Origin of the sequence: Oribacterium sp. Sow4_G1_1 (assembly GCF_052116105.1) — a bacterium.
GTDB lineage: Bacteria > Bacillota > Clostridia > Lachnospirales > Lachnospiraceae > Oribacterium.
The window spans coordinates 46,586-64,666 of the sequence record NZ_JBQKLS010000008.1 but is presented as its reverse complement, the minus strand read 5'-3'; the positions used below and the strand labels follow the sequence as shown (position 1 = coordinate 64,666).

Annotated in this window: 9 protein-coding genes, 1 pseudogene and 1 riboswitch; of the genes and pseudogenes, 6 read left to right on the top strand and 4 right to left on the bottom strand. The window is 52.5% G+C overall.

Features of this window, described 5'->3' with window-relative positions:
* Positions 1 to 565: 565 nt before the first annotated feature.
* Positions 566 to 2,296, top strand: coding sequence for a site-specific DNA-methyltransferase (locus ACTQ52_RS06730; protein WP_441982139.1), 1,731 nt, complete (start codon positions 566 to 568; stop codon positions 2,294 to 2,296).
* 11 nt (positions 2,297 to 2,307) lie between these two features.
* Positions 2,308 to 3,027, top strand: a pseudogene (locus ACTQ52_RS06725) (DEAD/DEAH box helicase family protein); the annotation flags it as partial.
* 2,113 nt (positions 3,028 to 5,140) lie between these two features.
* Here the strand turns inward: ACTQ52_RS06725 and ACTQ52_RS06720 are convergent.
* Positions 5,141 to 6,745 (bottom strand): bifunctional folylpolyglutamate synthase/dihydrofolate synthase, encoded by a 1,605-nt coding sequence (locus tag ACTQ52_RS06720; RefSeq protein WP_441982138.1) that lies wholly within the window; start codon positions 6,743 to 6,745, stop codon positions 5,141 to 5,143.
* 304 nt (positions 6,746 to 7,049) lie between these two features.
* Complete coding sequence (locus ACTQ52_RS06715; RefSeq protein WP_441982137.1) at positions 7,050 to 7,664, bottom strand: folate family ECF transporter S component; 615 nt, start codon at positions 7,662 to 7,664, stop codon at positions 7,050 to 7,052.
* Between the two features lie 56 nt (positions 7,665 to 7,720).
* A riboswitch (THF riboswitch) is annotated at positions 7,721 to 7,822 on the bottom strand.
* A gap of 222 nt (positions 7,823 to 8,044) precedes the next feature.
* On the opposite strand from ACTQ52_RS06715, the gene ACTQ52_RS06710 reads away from it, so the two are divergent.
* The gene (locus ACTQ52_RS06710; protein WP_441982136.1) at positions 8,045 to 9,142 is read left to right on the top strand and encodes a hypothetical protein; all 1,098 of its coding nucleotides are present in this window, start codon (positions 8,045 to 8,047) and stop codon (positions 9,140 to 9,142) included.
* A 127-nt stretch (positions 9,143 to 9,269) separates the two neighbouring features.
* Here the strand turns inward: ACTQ52_RS06710 and ACTQ52_RS06705 are convergent, their stop codons facing one another.
* The gene (locus ACTQ52_RS06705) at positions 9,270 to 10,724 is read right to left on the bottom strand and encodes a DUF3810 domain-containing protein (protein ID WP_441982135.1); all 1,455 of its coding nucleotides are present in this window, start codon (positions 10,722 to 10,724) and stop codon (positions 9,270 to 9,272) included.
* A gap of 815 nt (positions 10,725 to 11,539) precedes the next feature.
* On the opposite strand from ACTQ52_RS06705, the gene ACTQ52_RS06700 reads away from it, so the two are divergent.
* Positions 11,540 to 13,024: a M14 family zinc carboxypeptidase gene (locus ACTQ52_RS06700; protein WP_410043193.1), complete on the top strand. Its 1,485-nt coding sequence runs from the start codon at positions 11,540 to 11,542 to the stop codon at positions 13,022 to 13,024.
* 210 nt (positions 13,025 to 13,234) lie between these two features.
* On the opposite strand, the gene ACTQ52_RS06695 is transcribed toward ACTQ52_RS06700, so the two are convergent.
* Positions 13,235 to 14,542, bottom strand: coding sequence for an MFS transporter (locus ACTQ52_RS06695; protein ID WP_441982134.1), 1,308 nt, complete (start codon positions 14,540 to 14,542; stop codon positions 13,235 to 13,237).
* A gap of 306 nt (positions 14,543 to 14,848) precedes the next feature.
* Between ACTQ52_RS06695 and ACTQ52_RS06690 the strand changes: the two genes are divergently transcribed.
* Positions 14,849 to 16,141, top strand: coding sequence for an ATP-binding protein (locus tag ACTQ52_RS06690; RefSeq protein WP_441982133.1), 1,293 nt, complete (start codon positions 14,849 to 14,851; stop codon positions 16,139 to 16,141).
* 190 nt (positions 16,142 to 16,331) lie between these two features.
* Entirely contained in the window at positions 16,332 to 18,032 is a 1,701-nt protein-coding gene (locus ACTQ52_RS06685) for a glutamine--tRNA ligase/YqeY domain fusion protein (protein WP_410043196.1), read from the top strand.
* Positions 18,033 to 18,081 lie beyond the last annotated feature (49 nt).

The window sequence follows — 18,081 nt, the reverse complement described above, 5'->3', positions numbered from 1 at the left end:
TCAATAACCGGTTTATTTCGAAATCATGTATATTTTTAGCACCATCTATCATTTTTGCGTACGGAGCTAAACTATCTAAGATTTTCAAATAGGGCACTTATTGGATAGATTTCTGCGAAATCAGGCATACGCATATAAGCGTACTATCGAATAATCCTCGCTTTTTAAAATAGTGGATATGTATTTCTGCCTTCAGAGAAGAGTTTCTTTCAGCATATATCCAATAAACCTTCTTTTCAGTAATACTGGATACGCGAGCCCGGATTCCTCTTAGGAAATAAGGCTTTTCGTATCCAGTATTTTTAAAATCGCCTAAGAGTGGATATTTTGCAGTCGCCTGTCATACTTACAGGCAAAAAACATATCCAGTATTATCATAATCAAACCATATTGGATAGGAACGACTGGACACGCGATGCGTTTTTCGCTAGAGTTCGTTACTCCCTTGCTAAGGTAGATAATTGACAGAAAAAATGATATCATAAGAAAAAATATGTAGAACCTAATCAGGGAGCGTGGAGAAGAATCTCTGTGCTTCCTGTTTCATTTTGGAGGAATGCAGACCATGCCGACGTTAGACTGGATCGGAAAGGACAAGGTCATCAATCATCATATGGATGTACCTTACCGAGTTTTGGATAAGCAGTATACTTATGGCGGAGATAAAAGTGAGAATATGATTATCCACGGAGATAATCTGGAAGCGCTGAAATCTCTGCTGCCGAAATATGAGGGAAAGGTTAAGTGCATCTACATCGATCCGCCATATAATACGGGCAATGAAGGCTGGGTGTATAACGACAATGTCAACGATCCTAAGATCAAGAAGTGGCTTGGCGAAGTGGTCGGTAAAGAGGGAGAGGATCTCAGCCGCCACGACAAGTGGCTGTGCATGATGTATCCAAGACTTAAGTTGTTGCAGAAGCTGCTTAGTGAGGATGGGGCAATTTTTATCAGTATCGATGATAATGAGCTGTACAACTTGAAAATGATCTGCGATGAGATTTTTGGATCGAACTGTTTTGTGTCAAATGTATCATGGCAAAGAACTTACTCAACCAGAAATGATTCGAAAGGTATCGTTAATGAAATAGAGCATATTTTGGCCTACAGCAAAAATCCGGATTGGCAGCCGCAGAAACTGGCACGAACAGCAGAGATGGATGCAAAATACAAAAATCCAGATAATGATGTAACACCATGGAGAACAGATAATGCTTTTGCACCAGGAGCGGCAACGCATCAAGGAATGGTGTATGCAATACAGCATCCGTTTACAGGAGAAATGTTATATCCAGCTAATGGATCTTGTTGGAGATATCAGCAAAGCCAAATGCTTTCGATAATGAGTGGTTGGTGCGCGTACGAACTAAAAGATATTGACGATGCAGAAAAAAGAGCTGATGTCTGCGGCGTTCCGCAGGAAAAAGTTAGAAACGATGTATGTGCAATCGTTTTGTCGTGCTCTTTGGAAGAGTCAAAGAGATCTGCAGAGCGAGTATATAAGAGGGGGCAATGGCCGAGGTTCTTCTTCACGAAAAATGGATTGGGCGGAATTGCAAGAAAAACCTATCTGGACAGTGTTGGGGGAAAACCGCCGACTAATTTATGGCTACATTCAGACACCGGTCATACCGATGAAGCTGCTAAAATCATAAAAGGAATCTTTGCTGGTCGCGCAACATTCGATACTCCTAAACCTCCACGCCTGATAGAGCGTATTCTACATATCGTTGGTGTAGAGGATGATATGATTGTTCTTGATGCATTCGCAGGGTCCGGCACCACTGCCCATGCAGTTCTCAACAAAAACAAAGAGGACGGCGGTCATCGAAGATTCATCCTGATCGAAATGGGCGATTATGCTGATACCATTACAGCAGAACGTGTCAAGCGTGTGATTGATGGATATGGAGAAGGGAAGAGCGCAGTAGAAGGAACGGGCGGCGACTTTACTTACTACGAGCTGGGACAGCCGCTGTTTATCGAGGACCATCAGCTGAATCCGGAAGTTCCGGATGAAAAGATCTGTGAGTATATATGGTACGCGGAGACACACACAAGTTACGAGCCGAAAGATGCCCCCTATTATCTCGGCGTCGCGAACGGCACTGCCTATTATTTCTATTACGAGAAGGAAGCTCTTTGTATCCTGAACTATGAGTTCTTGTCCCACGTTCAGGAGAAGGCGGACCATTATGTAATCTATGCAGATCAGTGCACCCTGAGCGATGACGAACTTTTGAAGTACGGAATTACCTTTAAGAAGATACCTAGAGATATTGCCAGACTGTGAGGTGATGCGATATGGAACTAAAGACTTATCAGAAGAAGGTCATTTCGGATCTTTCTACATATATGCAGCTGCTGAATCAGACTGGAAAGATCGATCAGGCCTATCGGTTGTTCTGGAATCAGAAAGGTTTGCCGGTAGAATCGGGTAAGATACCGCCTTATCAGAACATCCTTCCGGGCGTGCCGCATCTGTGTTTAAAAGTGCCGACCGGAGGCGGAAAGACCTTCATCGCCTGTAATGCGATTCGTCCGATTTTTGATGGACTTCCAAATACAAAAACAAAAGCGGTTGTTTGGCTGGTGCCATCTGAGTCTATTATGACGCAGACATTGGCCGCGTTGAAGAATCCGGAGCATCCGTATCGGCAGAGAATCAATACTGATTTTAACAGTCGCGTGGAGGTGTATACCAAGGAAGAACTTCTGAATGGGCAGAATTTTAATATTACGTCCATCAGCGAGCAGCTTTCGATCATGGTGCTCTCTTATGATTCTTTCCGTGGAAGAAAGGAATCCTTAAAAGCGAAGCAGGAAAACAGCAATCTGGCTCCGATTGCGAAAGCACTGGGGGCTCCTGTAAATCCGATTGCAGATGTGGATGAGACAGCGCTTATGCAGGTCATCAACCAGCTGAATCCGGTTGTTATCGTAGATGAAAGCCATCATGCAAGAAGCAATCTCAGTAAGGACATGCTTACAAACTTCAATCCTTCTTTCGTTCTGGATCTGACAGCGACGCCGACCAAGGATAGCAATGTCCTTTGCTATGTGGATGCGATTCAGCTGAAGCGCGAAAACATGGTCAAGCTTCCGGTTATTGTATATAACCGGGACAGCATGCAGGAAGTTATCGTCGATGCCATCGATCTAAGAAATCGTCTGGAGCAGCAGGCGCAGGATGAATACCTGCAAACGGGAAATTATGTGCGCCCTATCGTACTGTTTCAGGCTCAGCCAAGAGGGAAAGAAGATAGCGCGACATTTGATCGTCTGAGGGAGAAGCTGATTAGTGTAGGCATTCCAGCAGATCAGATTGCAATCAAGACAGCTGATATCAATGAGATCAAGAATGTAGATCTGCTCAGTGAGGATTGCAAAATCCGTTATATCATCACGGTGAATGCACTGAAGGAAGGTTGGGATTGCCCGTTCGCATACATTCTTGCATCTCTTGCCAACAAGACAAGCCAGATAGATGTAGAACAGATTCTAGGACGTGTTCTCAGGCAGCCCTATACCAGACGCTTCCAGAAAAATCCGACGCTGAACATGTCTTATGTCTTGACTTCATCGAATGACTTCAAGAACACGCTGGATAAAATTGTTCGCGGGCTGAACAGTGCGGGATTCTCCGAAAAGGATTATCGTGTCGGGGAAATAGATAATTCAGAAAGTCCGAAGGAAGAGATTACACCTGCCGGAACGCAAACTACACTATTTCCGGAAAAATCGTCAGAACAGATATCAGATAGTACAGCCGAAAGTACAGAGAGTGAGAAGGGCTTATCGGATGAGAATGCAGAAGATTTCCTGAATTTTGATGGAAGTTATATTTCTGTTGCACTTCAGGAGAGAAATCAGAATTCAGCATTACATGAAAAAAGCATATCTGGGTTGTATGGTGCAGACGCTCTTTTGCAGGATGCAGCCAGACAACAGGAAGATTTCGAAAAGACGCTGGAGGATCAGAAGGATGATCCGTTCTCCGATATACCGGAAGATGTAAAGGATAATATGAATACGTTTAAAGTGAGTCCAGAGTTTGAGGAGGAGTTGAGATCTTTAAAGCTTCCTCAGTTTGCAATGCATGTGGAGCAAAGTATTTTTGTGGATGGTTATAATGTCCGCCTGGAGAGGGAAAATTTAGCAGAGGGATTTAGTTTAAAGGGAAAGCCTTATGACATTGACTTTGAACGTGCAGATGATGAAATCGCGAAAATCGATCTAAAGGACAGCGACAGCAGCACTCCTCGCGTATTTAAAATGAGTGAGGCAGACCAGCGATTCTTTGTGAATCAGTTTTCGCAGTGGAGCGAAGAATCTAAGATCCGAGAATGTAAAGATATTCTGTTTCGTGCTGTCCGGAAGATCGATTCCGTAGGGGATAGTGACCTTCGGAAGTATGTTGACATCGTTGTAGATATGATGGATGAACAGACTTTGAAGGGCTTGCAAAAGTCACCGGTAGGATATGCAGAACGGTTAAAGAAGTATGTGCAGAGGCTCATGGACAGCTACTATGAGGAAACCTTCCAGAGATGGATCGAGATCGGAAAGATCACAGTAGAGCCTTATTATGAGTTTCCATCCATCATTGCACCGCTGCAGTCTACAACGATGTATGGAGGGAGCCTCTATGAAGGTGAGGAAGCTGTCAACGGTTTTGAATATGACATGGTGATGGAACTCACCGCTATGGGCAATATCAGGTGGTGGCATAGAAATCCGTCCAGAACAGGATTCCGTATCAACGGATTTATCAATCATTATCCGGATTTTATCGTTGAAACGAAAAGTGGGAAAATCATCCTGATCGAAACGAAAGGAGACCATCTGGAGAATAGCGAAACGAAGCAGAAGATTCGCTTGGGAAGAGCATGGCAGAATCTGGCAGGGCCTAAGTATCGTTATTATATGGTATTCCAAGACAAGGATCTTCATATCGAGGGTGCGTATCCGATGGATGAGTTCGTGGAGATGCTTAAAAAAATGTAGGAATTTAATCCAATTGCTTTTAGGAAGGCTGTTGTGTGCAGCCTTCCGTTTTTTTGAATTATCATACTTTTTGAGGGACTACCATTGGTAGTCGTCTATTCAAGCATAATCAATATTGTTGAGGAACGGCTTATACATTGCTGGTCGATCTGCTGGAGCTTATGAAGTAATTACGTATCTCGGCGACCTGATACAGGGAGCCGAAGCAGATGGTGATCGGCTGGTGGTTCCTTCGGCCTTCGTCAATGCTGTCGCCCGCGAGGTTCATGGCACGGCGCGCTTGGGCGGCATCGATACTATCGTGGTCCATGCTTCGCTCTGCGATTTCTATCGCGCGCTGTACAGCGGCGGTGACGGAGTCGGCGGTTTCGACCGGGCCGTCGAAGTACGCGCGGATCTCGGATTTCAGCTGTTCCGGCCGGAGAGCGCGGTGTGCGTCTGGGAGCTCGGTGATGAAGCGGGCAGCGTACGGGGCGATGAGGCGGAGCATGGTATGGTAGTCCTTATCCTTCATGACGCCCATCACGAAGTTGATTTTCTGATTCGGGAAGTAAGCGCGGATCGTGTCAACGAGGGCTTCGACGCCGTTCGGGTTGTGTGCGCCATCGACGATGAGAAGCGGTTCCCGCGAGAGGACCTCGAAGCGTCCCGGCCAGGTGGCCTGCGCGAGACCGGCACGGATCGCGTCCTCAGAAATTTCTGGTTTCTGCGCATCTTTGCGAATCAGCGCAGCAGAAGTTCCTTGATGTATAGCGTCTTCAGGAATTCCCCAGCCACGGCGCTGCAGGCAGTCGATGATGTCGAGCACAGCCATCGCGTTTTCCATCTGGTAGTTTCCGAGCAGCTGGATGCGGAGATCCGAACGGTTCCGGTAGTCGAAGACCTGCCCGTCGATCGTCCGCACGCGGGCGGTGAAAGCAGCTGGATCGGTGATGATGAGCCGTGCTGCTGACGATTTCATGCTGGCACCATCGTGGTTTGAGTGGGTCATGTCGAAGGCACCATCGGTGGTGCCAGCTGCGCCGGATGCGCAGCACGAATCCGCTGTGTTCGCGTTGAGTGGGCTGGCCGCAGCGTCTGTGGTGTCAGCTGCGTCCGAGTTTACCTCCGCGAAGCGCTGCTGCACGACGTTCATGACGCCCGGGAGCTGGTGGTAGAGGACGCAGTCGGCACCTGGTTTCAGAATGCCGGCTTTTTCCGCGGCGACCTTCTCGACGGTGTCCCCGAGAAATTCGGTGTGGTCGAGGCCGATGTGCATGATCGCGCAGACCTCCGGAGAGGAGATGACGTTCGTTGCATCGAGGCGTCCACCCATGCCGACCTCGAGGACGACGAGCTCGCAGTGCTGCTCCTCGAACCAGCAGAAGGCCATCGCGGTGATCATCTCGAAGTCCGTCGGCTCCTCGCCGAGGGTCTCTGCGGCAGCACGTACTCGACCGGCGAGACGACGAAGATCCGCATCCGAAATCATCTGTCCATCGATGGAGAGACGCTCGTTAAACTGGTCGAGGTGCGGCGAGATATAGAGACCGGTACGGAAGCCCGCCGCCGTCAGAATCGACTGGGTCATGACGCAGGCCGAGCCCTTCCCGTTTGTGCCGGCGATGTGCACATAGCGGAGCTTCTCCTGTGGATCGCCGAGCGCGTGCATAAAATCCCGCATCCGCTCGAGTCCGATCTTCGTATGTTTCCAGTTCGCCCCGTGAAGGAGCGCGATGGCTTCATTCCAGTCCATTTTTTCTTCTTTCCTGATAATTCAATTTGTTTAGTACGTTCATGCCGGAGACCGGAGGGATGGCAACGAAAACCATACGGAGAGTCCGTGTAAAATCAAGCCGGGTCCCCTTAGTGGCACTTGGTGTTATCTCTCCCTGGAACCCTCTGTCAACGCTGCGTTTTCATAAAGAAAACGCAGTGATTGCAGAGGGCCTAGTGCCACTTAGGGTCCCCGGCTTAGAGTTTACCGGACTCGGAGTACTGTGTTTCCGTTGCCATCCCTCCGAGCGCATGGCACCGAAAGTATAGGAATCAGATATGCATTACGCGGCGAGCACCTGCTGGATATCGCGGCGGCGCAGGATGCCGGCGAGGGTGAGCACCACGGCAATCTGAATCGGTGCGGTGACCGCCGCCTGCATGACTCTCGTCGTGAGGAGGCCGGTGAAGCTGGAGCCGTAGAGGATGGAGATCCAGAGCGTGTTTATAAGAAGGCTCAGCACCAGCTGATTAAAGAGCACCGCGAAGGTCGCACGAACCGGCAGCGGAAGCGCGGCGTTCAGCACCGAGGATGCAGCGGCATCCAGTGCGCTGGCGGCAGCGCCATCTGCGTGCGGGTCGACGGCATTGGCGTCGGACACATGAAGCGGCTTCCGGTACAGCGCGAGGCCGAAGGAAAGGCCCATGAGCACCTGGGTCAGCGTGAAGCCCGGGAAGTAGGAGCCGGTCGGGAACGCGATGGCACCGATCATATCGCCGAGACCACCGACGAGGGCAGCGGCTACCGGACCGTGCACGACCGCGGCGATGACGAGCGCTACGAAGCCGAAGCCGATGCGGACGTTCCATGCGCTGAAGGAACAGAATCTTGTCAGAACGATCTGGAGAGCGACAAGAACTGAAAGGGATACGATGGTTTTTGTAGTGAATTTCTGCATAAAAATACCTCCTTTGCAGCCCCTGACTACAAAGAAGGTTAGCGTCTAATCTTCACTGCAGCGGGATGCGACACCCGAACCGCGCCGGAAAACCGGCTTCGTCCTCCCGACAAACTCCCCGTTCGGAAGGCACTGTACGCTCGTGCGTCTACTCTGCGAAACATGTTGTGTTACTTACATAAAAACTATAGAACAGATTGGTGGGCGCGTAAAGTGGATATTTCAACAGCTTTCTGTTAAAATATATACTAATTTTTGTGACAGTTTGGGCAGGGGCCGGAGAGTCTGGAACTAAAGCACGAACTCTTCGTATGGCGTCGGTTCCCGGCTCTCCGGCCTCCGCCTGCCACTTCGCTTGTGTTTTATGTATAGGAGAACAAATGGCATTTCGTGATGAGCTACAGAAGGAAAAGAAGAAGCTGAGCCGCCTGAGTTTCGGCGAGAAGCTGCAGTATATTTTCGACTATTATAAGTTCTGGATTCTCGGCGTGGTGGTGCTGGTCGGGCTCGTGTGGTCGGTCGGCTCGACGATCCTCCACAACAAGCCGACGGGCTTCTATGCGATGCTGCTCAATGCCGGCGGCCAGGACCTGAGCGGTCAGGCGGATGAAGCCGCAGGGGAAGCATTCGCCGAGGCGGCAGGGCTCGATGACGAGAAGCAGAAGATTCTTGTCGACACCTCTGCGACCTTCAATCCGAACGACCAGAGTCAGTTTTCGATGGCGCAGAATGCGAAGATCGCGGCGCTCTACCAGTCGCACGAGATCGATGTGATGGTCGCGGACCCGGGCGTCTTCACCTACTACGCGCTGAACGGCTCCTTCGTCGATCTCCGCGATGTGCTGGACGACGAGACCCTCGCGGTGTATGAGGCCGCCGGGCAGGTTTACTATATCGACCAGCATGTGCAGGAGCTGCTCGACCAGACGGACTACGGCGATCTCGAGGAGATGAGCCTCGGCGCCGACGAAACCATCGCGAACAGCGACACGCTTCGAAAGCCGGACGTCTCTTCGGAAGCCGGTGCGGAGACCAGCGCGGCCGCCGCTGCGGATGCGCAGCCGGCAGTTGCCGAGGAAGCGTCCGGAAATCAGACAGAGGCGGAGCAGAGTAGCAGCGCCACTGCAGGCGATACTCGGCTGGCGTCTGAAACGGATATCGAAAGCGAGGCAGGCGTAGAGCAGAGTACTGGCGCGGCAGCATCTGGAAATACGACCGCAGAGACCCTCGACGAGATGTCCGCGTTTGCGGCGAACCTCATGGGCCTCGCGACCGTGCAGCCGCGCGAGGAGTTCGTGATGCCGGACCCGGCGAAGATGCAGAAACCGATTCCGGTCGGCATCGTCCTCACGGGTGCTCCATGGCTCGCGGAAAACGCACTGTATCAGAAAACTACGCCGATTTTCGGCTTCGCCGTAAAGTCAGAGCGACAGGACGCCGCGAAGAGCTTCCTTCAGTTCTTGGAAGCGAAGTCGTAAAAGAAGCGCAATATAACACTCAGAATATAAGGGGTGCATCAGAAACTTCATTCTGATGCGCCCCTTCAGTCGTTTTTCAGTCTTCACTATAGTAAATCCGGATGATGCCTTTATTTTTCAGACCCCGCTATTGTGCCAGCGTCCCGTTTTTCTCGAAGTATTCGAGCATAAGGTCTGTCACGTGCCCGTAGCTACGGACGCCGGACGTCTGTCCCTGCATCTTCAGGTAGGCGTCGTTCAGCTGCTCGTGCGCTTCGGCCGGCTTTCCCTCGAACTGCTGCCAGTAGGCGTTGTTGTAGAGCATGTCCTGGCGGGTACGCGCATTGATCCGGGCATACAGCGTGGCGAAGGCGGTGCTGTCGATCCGGGCGAGTGCATTGCCCGCGTATACCCAGGCGGAGACATAGCCGGAATAGTTGAAGTAGAGATCGTCCGCGCCGATCGTCGCCAGCACGCCGATGAAGTTCGCTTCCTCCTCCTGCATGTAGCCGCGGAGGTGGGAGAGCTCGTGGCAGATGGTGAACGGGATGTCGTAGTAGGCGATATCGCGGTTGTAGTTTGCTTCGACGGTGAACGGCGAGTAGACGCCGGTGGTCTGCTGGACGCTGAGGATCCAGGTGTTGAGGATCGGCTTCGGGTACGGGTAGTGGCCCGACAGGCGGCGGTAGCGCTGGCCGAGCTTCTCCATCGCGCGCTGCCCCGTGCGTCCCGCGTGCCACAGCCAGGCGGCGGACGGCTTCGGCGTCTCCGAGGTCTGGCCAATGCAGACGCCCTCGACCTGGATGGTGGTCGCCGCTGTCTCGTCGGCAGCGGAAGGGCCGGAAGCTCCGACGGTGGTGGTCGGCGATTCAGTGGCGGAGGCCGAGGCGGTGTCGGTGTTGGAAGCTTCGGCAGTGGCGGTCGCGGATTCAGTGGTGGTGCCTGCGGCGTCCGCGCCCGCGGAGGTATGTGCGCGGAGAACGTTTGCATTGGCATCCGATGTGGCGGTCGCAGCGAGCTGCGCCTCAGTGTCGTTGATTTCCGTGACGAGGTAGTCGCAGAGCGCGATGAGGTCCGCTTCGTCGTAGACCGTGCCGTGCGCGTCGATCGTTACGCTGAGGCCGGCCTCCTCAGAGAAGCTCGTGCGGTGGTAGTTGATGCCGCAGAGGAAGACGTAGAGCACGAGCAGCGTGGACAGGATGAGGAAGAGGTGGCCGAGGAAGCGGCGCAGCGGGCGGGCGACGGCGGCGAGAAGATGCGTCTGGGCATCCTGCGATATGCGTGCAGAATGCACGCAAGCTGCGCCCACACGGAGGGCACGGCACAGCTGCTTCGCGAAATCGAAGAGCACGAAAAGAATCGTCGCGTAGAGCAGCAGCTCCACCACGGAGAAGGGCAGCAGGCCCATTACGGAGCCGATGCCGAGACTCAGCACGCGATACACGTAGTGGGAGTACGCATCCGCGAACGCGGATGAGCGGACCGCCAGCTGATTCGCGGCGAGCGCCAGCAGATCGAGGAGCAGCACGAGCAGGTAGACACGCTGCGAGTGAGATGGTATGGCGGCACTGGTTTTGGTTTTGATGATATGAAAGTTAAACATCGAAACTTCTCCATTTAACCCTGCTTACGCAGGAACATAATATAGACGTTACTGTTTAAACACAGATAAGTCAAGGCTGGCATGGCTGCCGTCCGCCGAGCCACGAGTGAACAGTAAGTTACTGTTCACTCGTTAACTGGATTCAGGCAGGAGCTGGATGGGCGGTCTCGGAGTACTGTGCCTCCGTTACCGCCCATCCGCAGCCCCTGACCAACGTTCCTATCCAATATGGTTTGATTATAAAAATACTGGATATGTTTTTTGACTGTAAGCATGACAGGCGGCTGCAAAATATCCACTATTAGGCGATTTCAAAAATACTTGATACGAAAAGCCTTATTTCCTAAGAGGAATCCGGACTCGCGTATCCAGCATTTAAAAAAAGATGGTTTATTGGATATTTGGCGAAAGAAACTCTTCTCTGAAGTCAGAAATACATATCTACTATTTTAAAAAGCGAGGATTATTTGATAGTATGCTTTTATGCGTATGCCTGATTTCGCAGAAAACTATCCAATAAGTGCCCTATTTGAAAATCTTGGATAGTTTAGCTCCGTACACAAAAATGATAGATGTTGCTAAAATTATCAACGATTTCGAAATCAACCGGTTATTGGATAGTGCCATCCATCTTCATCTATTTCACCCGGTTCCTAAGTGAAAATTTCCGGGTCCCTCGCCTGCCTGAACAGTATCAGTCCCACATCTGTCAGATTATTTTAAAAAAATTGACCATTCACATGAAAAAGCGAATTCGGTATAATCAGAAAGTTGAGTGAAAATCAGTTTTCTTATAGTCGAGGAGACAGTACATTATGATAAAGAAGAAATCCGTCGTCGCGGCTGCGATGGCGATGTCAATGATGGCGAGCCTCAGCACGACGGCGTATGCCGGGACGATCGCGTCGGGCGTGACGCCGATCGTGGCGAGTGCGGAGACCAGTGGCGCAAACTACAGTGCGGGGGCGACCGGTACGAGTGGCAGCGAAAGCAGCACGGGGATCGTCGAAGCGACGGGCGCACTGGAGGGCACGACGGCCAGCGCCGGCAGCACGAATCAGAGTGGTACGACGCAGGCGACGATCGGTGGTGCGGAGGCAGCGAGCTCTGAAACCCTGGCGTCGGTCAATGCATCCACGATGCAGGCGATCACGTCGGCGAGTGGGACAAGCTCGAACCAGGCGCTGGTGAGCAACAGTGCCAGCACACCGGCCGACAGTATCGGCATGACGAGCTTCGGACCGACGGTCCCTGGCGCGGTGGGCAGCACCGGCAGTCTCAATCAGCTGTTCGGTAGCGGCACATCGACCAGTGGCAGCTCCAATGTCCTGAACGCACTCAGTACCGTGCCGCTCCCGGCCGGCTACTACTGCAGCAACGTCGGCACCTATACCTACCAGGAGATGCAGGTCGACCTCAATAGCCTGAAGGCGACCTATCCGAAGATGCAGATGGATGTCCTCGGGAACACCATCGATGGTCGCCAGCTCTACCACGTGGTGGTCGGAAATCCGTCCGCTCCGCATAAGATCCTCGTGCACGGCGGCATTCACGCACGTGAGTACATCAGCTCCCAGCTCGTGATGCGGGAGATCGTGGCGCTGCTTGAGATGCAGCAGAACAACTTGCTCTACCATGGTCAGTCCGTCGCGACGCTGCTCCAGAACACCTGCATTCACTTCGTACCGATGGTGAACCCGGACGGCATCACCCTCGTACAGGGCGGTGTCGACGCGCTGAATACGCAGGCGGCGAAGACGATGGTCATGAGCATGGCCGCGCAGGATCAGGTGACGGACCTCGCCACCTACCTTCGCAAGTGGAAGAACAACATCAACGGTGTCAACCTGAATCGTAACTTCGACGCGTTCTGGCAGGAGGCGACCCCGAAGGTCGATCACCCGTCGAACATGTTCTATAAGGGCACGGGGCCGGAGAGTGAGGTTGAGTCGAAGGCGCTCGCGAACCTCTGCCGACAGCTTAGGCCGGACTACACGATCAGCTACCACACACAGGGCCGCGTGATCTACTGGTATTTCGGCGAGACCGGAAACTATAAGGCGAAGGGGCAGTATCTGGCCAATGTCGTCCATCAGAACACAGGGTATACCATCTCGAATACCTGGTCACAGACGGACGCCGCGGGCTTCAAGGACTGGGCCGTACAGAAGCTCGATATCCCATCCGTGACGATCGAGCTCGGCCGTGGCACCTCGCCGGTGGACGAGTCGCAGATCACCCAGATGTGGACCGAGAACGACGGCATCCTGCCGGATCTCCTCGTCGGCCTCGGCGCATAAAATTTAAGTTTTCATCATAGAAAAGGAGGGCGGACGCCGAAAGCGTCCGCCCTCCGTGTTTTCTTTAGCATAAGTTCAGCCGGGTGGATTTTCACCCGGCTGATTTTTTGCAGACACTTTAAGCGTCGAATATGGCCATCAGTCTACGGAATAGGGAGAAGATACAGTGTTCAGGTTCTATAGGCTGTAAAGATAAGACAATTCATATGCTCACCCCATGAGTCCTCTCCGGTCGCGAAGGACGGCGAGGATCGAGAGCGCGAGCATGATACCGACGGTGAGGACGACGGTAACCATCGCGCCGGCGATGCCGACGTGATCCGCGAGGATGCCGATGATCTGTGGGACGAGGATGCCGCCGATGGCGCTGATGCCGGTGAGGAGCGAGAGGCCCATGGTGGAGCCTTCGATGATCGGGCCGGCGGCTGCGACGGTGGTCGGGTAGATGGCACTCATGCCGAGACCGAGTACGGCGATGATGATGGCCGCCATCGTCGCGGTGTGGGTGTTCACGAGGAGCACGATCGCGACGAAATCGATGAGGGCGCTCACGAGGATGATCTGAAGCTTATTCACATTCTGGAAGAACTGCGCGGTACCCACGCGACCGGCCATCATCATGACCCAGGTGACGGATACCATCGCGGTGGCGAGCGCGCTCGTCATGACCCCAGTGTCCTTCAGGTAAGTGACGAACCAGCCGTTCACGGTGTTCTCGAAGCCGACGTACATGAACATGATGAAGGTGATGATCAGGAAGCTGCGGTTCGTGAGCAGTGCCTGAAGATTCGGCGCGCCGGCAGGCTGTCCCTGCTCAATGCATCCGGCGTCACTGCCGTCACCACCCTGCGCTGCATCGGCAGCCGGGTTCGGCATGGTGCCTTCCGGTTTCGCTGTGCTGCAGCCATCTGAGTGGTGGTCGCCTGCATTGGCCGCGGACGGCTGCGGCTCCTCGAGCATCCGGTAGTCCATGGTCCAGTAGTTCAGCGGGAAGATCGCGCCGGAGACGCAGAGGATGTACATGATGATGCGCCACGGGAAGCCGAGGGCGAGGAGCGCGGCCATGATGAAGGGACTCGCGAAGGCTCCGACAGCGAAGGTGGTGTGCAGGATGTTCAGGTACTTCGTCGAGCTGTTTGTCGCGACGTTCATCGCGAGGTTGTTGATAATCGTGACGGTGCCCTTCGTGATGCCGAGGACGAACACCAGTAGGTACATGAAGGCGACCGGCGGGTGGATCGTCAGTAGCAACATGACGATCGGCGAGAGGCTGGTGATGGCGACCACGACCACGCGATGCGAGAAGTGGCGCTTCGCGAGCGGATAGATGATGGAGGCGCAGAAATTGCCGATCGCGAGGATGCTGATCAGGCCGCCTGCGACCGCGTAGTTCAGCTGCTCCTCCTCGATGAGATGCGGCAGGATCGCACCGAAAATCGTGATGACCGCACCGCTCAGGATGTAGCCGAGGTAGAGGTGGTTCAGCACCCGCCATTTGAGTTCCTTTGTGATTTCCATATTCATAAACCTCGTTTCAAAAATTCACATTTAGAATCAGTTTAGCACACTTCCCGGAAAAAACCGAATTGCAGGCAGGCGAATGAGGAAAAAGCAGCCGGACTAAGAGTAACAGTTCTGCCTGCTCAGAAAAATGTGTTAAAACTTATTGTATTGACCTGGAAAAATGTGTATAGTTCAAGTGAATAATTCAGAAAAATGTGCGTAATTCGACTTGAAAACGCAGAAAAATGTGTGAATGCTGCTTCGATAATTGCAGAAAAATGTGCTACAACAGTGTGAGATTCAGGAAGGACGGTGATTCTCATGAAACGAAATGCGATACAGGCATTAATTAAATGGAAAAACAGCGAAGATCGGAAGCCGATGGTGCTGAAGGGTGCCCGACAGGTCGGAAAAACATGGCTGATGAAATCATTTGGGCGCGATTATTATGATAATTTCGTTTATTTCAACTTTGATGAGGAAGATGAGCTGAAATCCATTTTTGAAGCAAATAAAAATCCGCAGCGGATAATCGAAATTCTCTCCATGATTGTGGGCGAAAAAATACTGCCGGGAAAAACGCTGATTATCTTCGATGAGATTCAGGAATGCCCGGAGGCGCTCAACACGTTGAAATACTTCAAAGAGAAAGCAAATGAATACCATGTGATTGCCGCCGGAAGTCTGCTCGGTACACTTCTGGCACAGCCGAAATCGTACCCTGTTGGAATGGTGAATCTGCTGGACATCTATCCATTGACTTTTGATGAATTTCTGGAGGCAAGCGACGAACGCCTATATGCTTATTATTGCAGCATCCAGAAGGGGCAGGTGATTGAAGATGTTTTCCACAACCGACTGCTGGAGGCGTATAACTATTACCTGATTATCGGCGGAATGCCAGAGTGCGTTTCTTCGTGGATCACACATAAAGATCCGGCAAAGATCACGCAGATTCAGCGCGAACTGATAGAGGTTTATGAGAACGACTTCTCCAAGCACAACGGAAAAGTCAACAGCGGCCGGATTTTGATGGTGTTCCGAAGCATTGTCTCGCAGCTTGCAAAGTCAAACGAGAAGTTCATGTACGGTGCGGTCCGGGAGGGGAGTCGTGCACGTGACTTTGAAGAAGCGATTGAGTGGCTGGTTTCTGCCGGGATGTTAAACCGTATCTACAATGTTTCCAAGGCAGAACATCCACTTGCTGCTTTTGATAAGCTGAACCAGTTTAAGCTGTTTATGTTTGATACCGGTTTGCTCAAGCATATGGCCGGTATTGACAACAGCGCTATTCTGTTGAAAACGGATTTTCAGTTCAAAGGGCCATTGACAGAAAATTACATTCTGCAACAGCTCCGTGGACAATTTGAGGTGGATCCTCGTTACTACTCGGACAAAAACAGTGAAATTGATTTTCTTATCCAGCATGGCACAGAGGTCATTCCGGTAGAGGCTAAGGGCGGCGAGGACAGATCTGCGCCGTCGTTCAAAAAGTACATTGCGGACCATCATCCTGAACACGCGCTTCGGTATTCCAGACGCGGCTATCGAAAAGACGGTGCGATTACAAATGTACCGCTGTATCTGGCGCGGAAAACGAAAGAACTGCTTTGAGTGAGTTGTGGCGAATGAGGAGTAGCCTCAAACTTCCTGGGAGAGCCGGGATGGCATCTTCACCCCCGGCTGAACTGTTACGCTCTCTGAACTGGCTCTCCGGGCCGCTTCCTGCATATCCCCTTGTATAACGGCGCCCCGATATGCTATAATTTTGGGTACTTCATTTTTAGGAGGCTATACTATGTCTATGGAAACAAGAAACGAGAACGGCGTGCTGGAGGAGAAGGCTCCAGAGTCGAAGCATTTCATCGAGCGTGAGATCGAGAAGGATCTTGCCGAGGGCGTTTATGACCACGTACATACACGATTCCCACCGGAGCCGAACGGTTATCTGCATATCGGCCATGCGAAGTCGATCATTCTGAATTCCGGAATGGCGCAGGAGTACCATGGACAGTTTAACCTCCGCTTCGATGACACGAACCCGATGAAGGAGAAGACCGAATTCGTCGAGGCCATCGAGCGTGACGTAAAGTGGCTCGGTGCCGACTTCGAGGACCGCATTTTCTTCGCGTCCGATTACTTCGATATCATGTATGAGAAGGCCCTCCTTCTGATTAAGAAGGGACTCGCCTTCGTCGATGATCTCACCGCAGAGCAGATCACCGAGTACCGTGGCGACTTCACGAACCCTGGAAAGGAGTCCCCGAACCGTAACCGTCCGATCGAAGAGAACCTTCAGCTCTTCCAGGACATGAAGGACGGCAAGTACGCAGACGGTACCCTGACCCTTCGTGCGAAGATCGACATGGCATCCCCGAACCTGAACATGCGTGACCCGATCATCTACCGTGTAGCCCACATGCATCACCACAACACCGGTGACAAGTGGTGCATCTACCCGATGTACGATTTCGCACACCCGATCGAGGACGCCGTAGAGGGCATCACGCACTCCCTCTGCACACTGGAGTTCGAGGATCATCGCCCGCTCTATGACTGGGTTGTTAAGAATTGTGATTTCCCGCACCCGCCTCGCCAGATCGAGTTCGCGAAGCTGTATCTGACCAATGTTGTCACCGGTAAGCGTTACATCAAGAAGCTGGTAGAGGATGGCGTCGTAGATGGATGGGACGATCCACGTCTCGTCACCATCGCGGCTCTTCGTCGTCGTGGCTACACACCGGAGTCCCTCCGTCAGTTCGTCACCCTGAGCGGTATCTCGAAGGCGAACTCCAGCTGTGACATCAGTCTCCTCGAGTACTGTATTCGCGAGGACCTGAAGCTGAAGGATAAGCGTATGATGGCCGTCATTGACCCGATCAAGCTGGTGATCGACAACTATCCGGAGGGCCAGACCGAGATGCTCGAGGTGCCGAATAACCTCGAGAATGAGGAACTCGGCAGCCGTCAGGTTCCGTTCTCCCGCGAGCTTTACATCGAGCGCGACGACTTCATGATCGATCCGCCGAAGAAGTATAAGCGGCTCTATGTCGACAACGAGGTCCGCCTCATGTCCGCATATTTCGTAAAGGCGACCTCCTACGAGACCGACGCCGATGGAAAGGTGACCGTCGTTCACTGCACCTATGATCCGGAAACCAAGTCGGGCTCTGGCTTCACGGGACGTAAGGTGAAGGGCACGATCCACTGGGTCAATGCTCCGACCGCAGGTCAGGTGACCGTCCGTCTGTATGAGCAGCTGATCGACGAAGAGAAGGGCAAGCTGAACGACGACGGCACCCTGAACTTCAACCCGAACTCCCTCACTGTCGTAGAGAACTGCATGGTCGAGCCGGAGCTCATGGACGTGAAGGCATACGACAGCTTCCAGTTCGTACGAAACGGCTTCTTCTGCGTCGACAGTAAGGACTCCACCGAAGGCCACCCGGTCTACAACCGCATCGTCGGCCTGAAGTCCAGCTTCAAGCTCCCGACCCAGGCCTGAGTTTATGGGGTCTGACCCCATAAACTATGACTTTAGAATTTGTTTATAA

Excerpts from the sequence above, each read along its gene's own strand:
- ACTQ52_RS06685 (WP_410043196.1), top strand. The coding sequence starts at position 16,332 with ATGGAAACAAGAAACGAGAACGGCGTGCTGGAGGAGAAGGCTCCAGAG.
- ACTQ52_RS06705 (WP_441982135.1), bottom strand. The coding sequence starts at position 10,724 with ATGTTTAACTTTCATATCATCAAAACCAAAACCAGTGCCGCCATACCA.
- ACTQ52_RS06700 (WP_410043193.1), top strand. The coding sequence starts at position 11,540 with ATGATAAAGAAGAAATCCGTCGTCGCGGCTGCGATGGCGATGTCAATG.
- ACTQ52_RS06710 (WP_441982136.1), top strand. The coding sequence starts at position 8,045 with ATGGCATTTCGTGATGAGCTACAGAAGGAAAAGAAGAAGCTGAGCCGC.
- ACTQ52_RS06715 (WP_441982137.1), bottom strand. The coding sequence starts at position 7,664 with ATGCAGAAATTCACTACAAAAACCATCGTATCCCTTTCAGTTCTTGTC.
- ACTQ52_RS06695 (WP_441982134.1), bottom strand. The coding sequence starts at position 14,542 with ATGGAAATCACAAAGGAACTCAAATGGCGGGTGCTGAACCACCTCTAC.
- ACTQ52_RS06720 (WP_441982138.1), bottom strand. The coding sequence starts at position 6,745 with ATGGACTGGAATGAAGCCATCGCGCTCCTTCACGGGGCGAACTGGAAA.
- ACTQ52_RS06690 (WP_441982133.1), top strand. The coding sequence starts at position 14,849 with ATGAAACGAAATGCGATACAGGCATTAATTAAATGGAAAAACAGCGAA.
- ACTQ52_RS06730 (WP_441982139.1), top strand. The coding sequence starts at position 566 with ATGCCGACGTTAGACTGGATCGGAAAGGACAAGGTCATCAATCATCAT.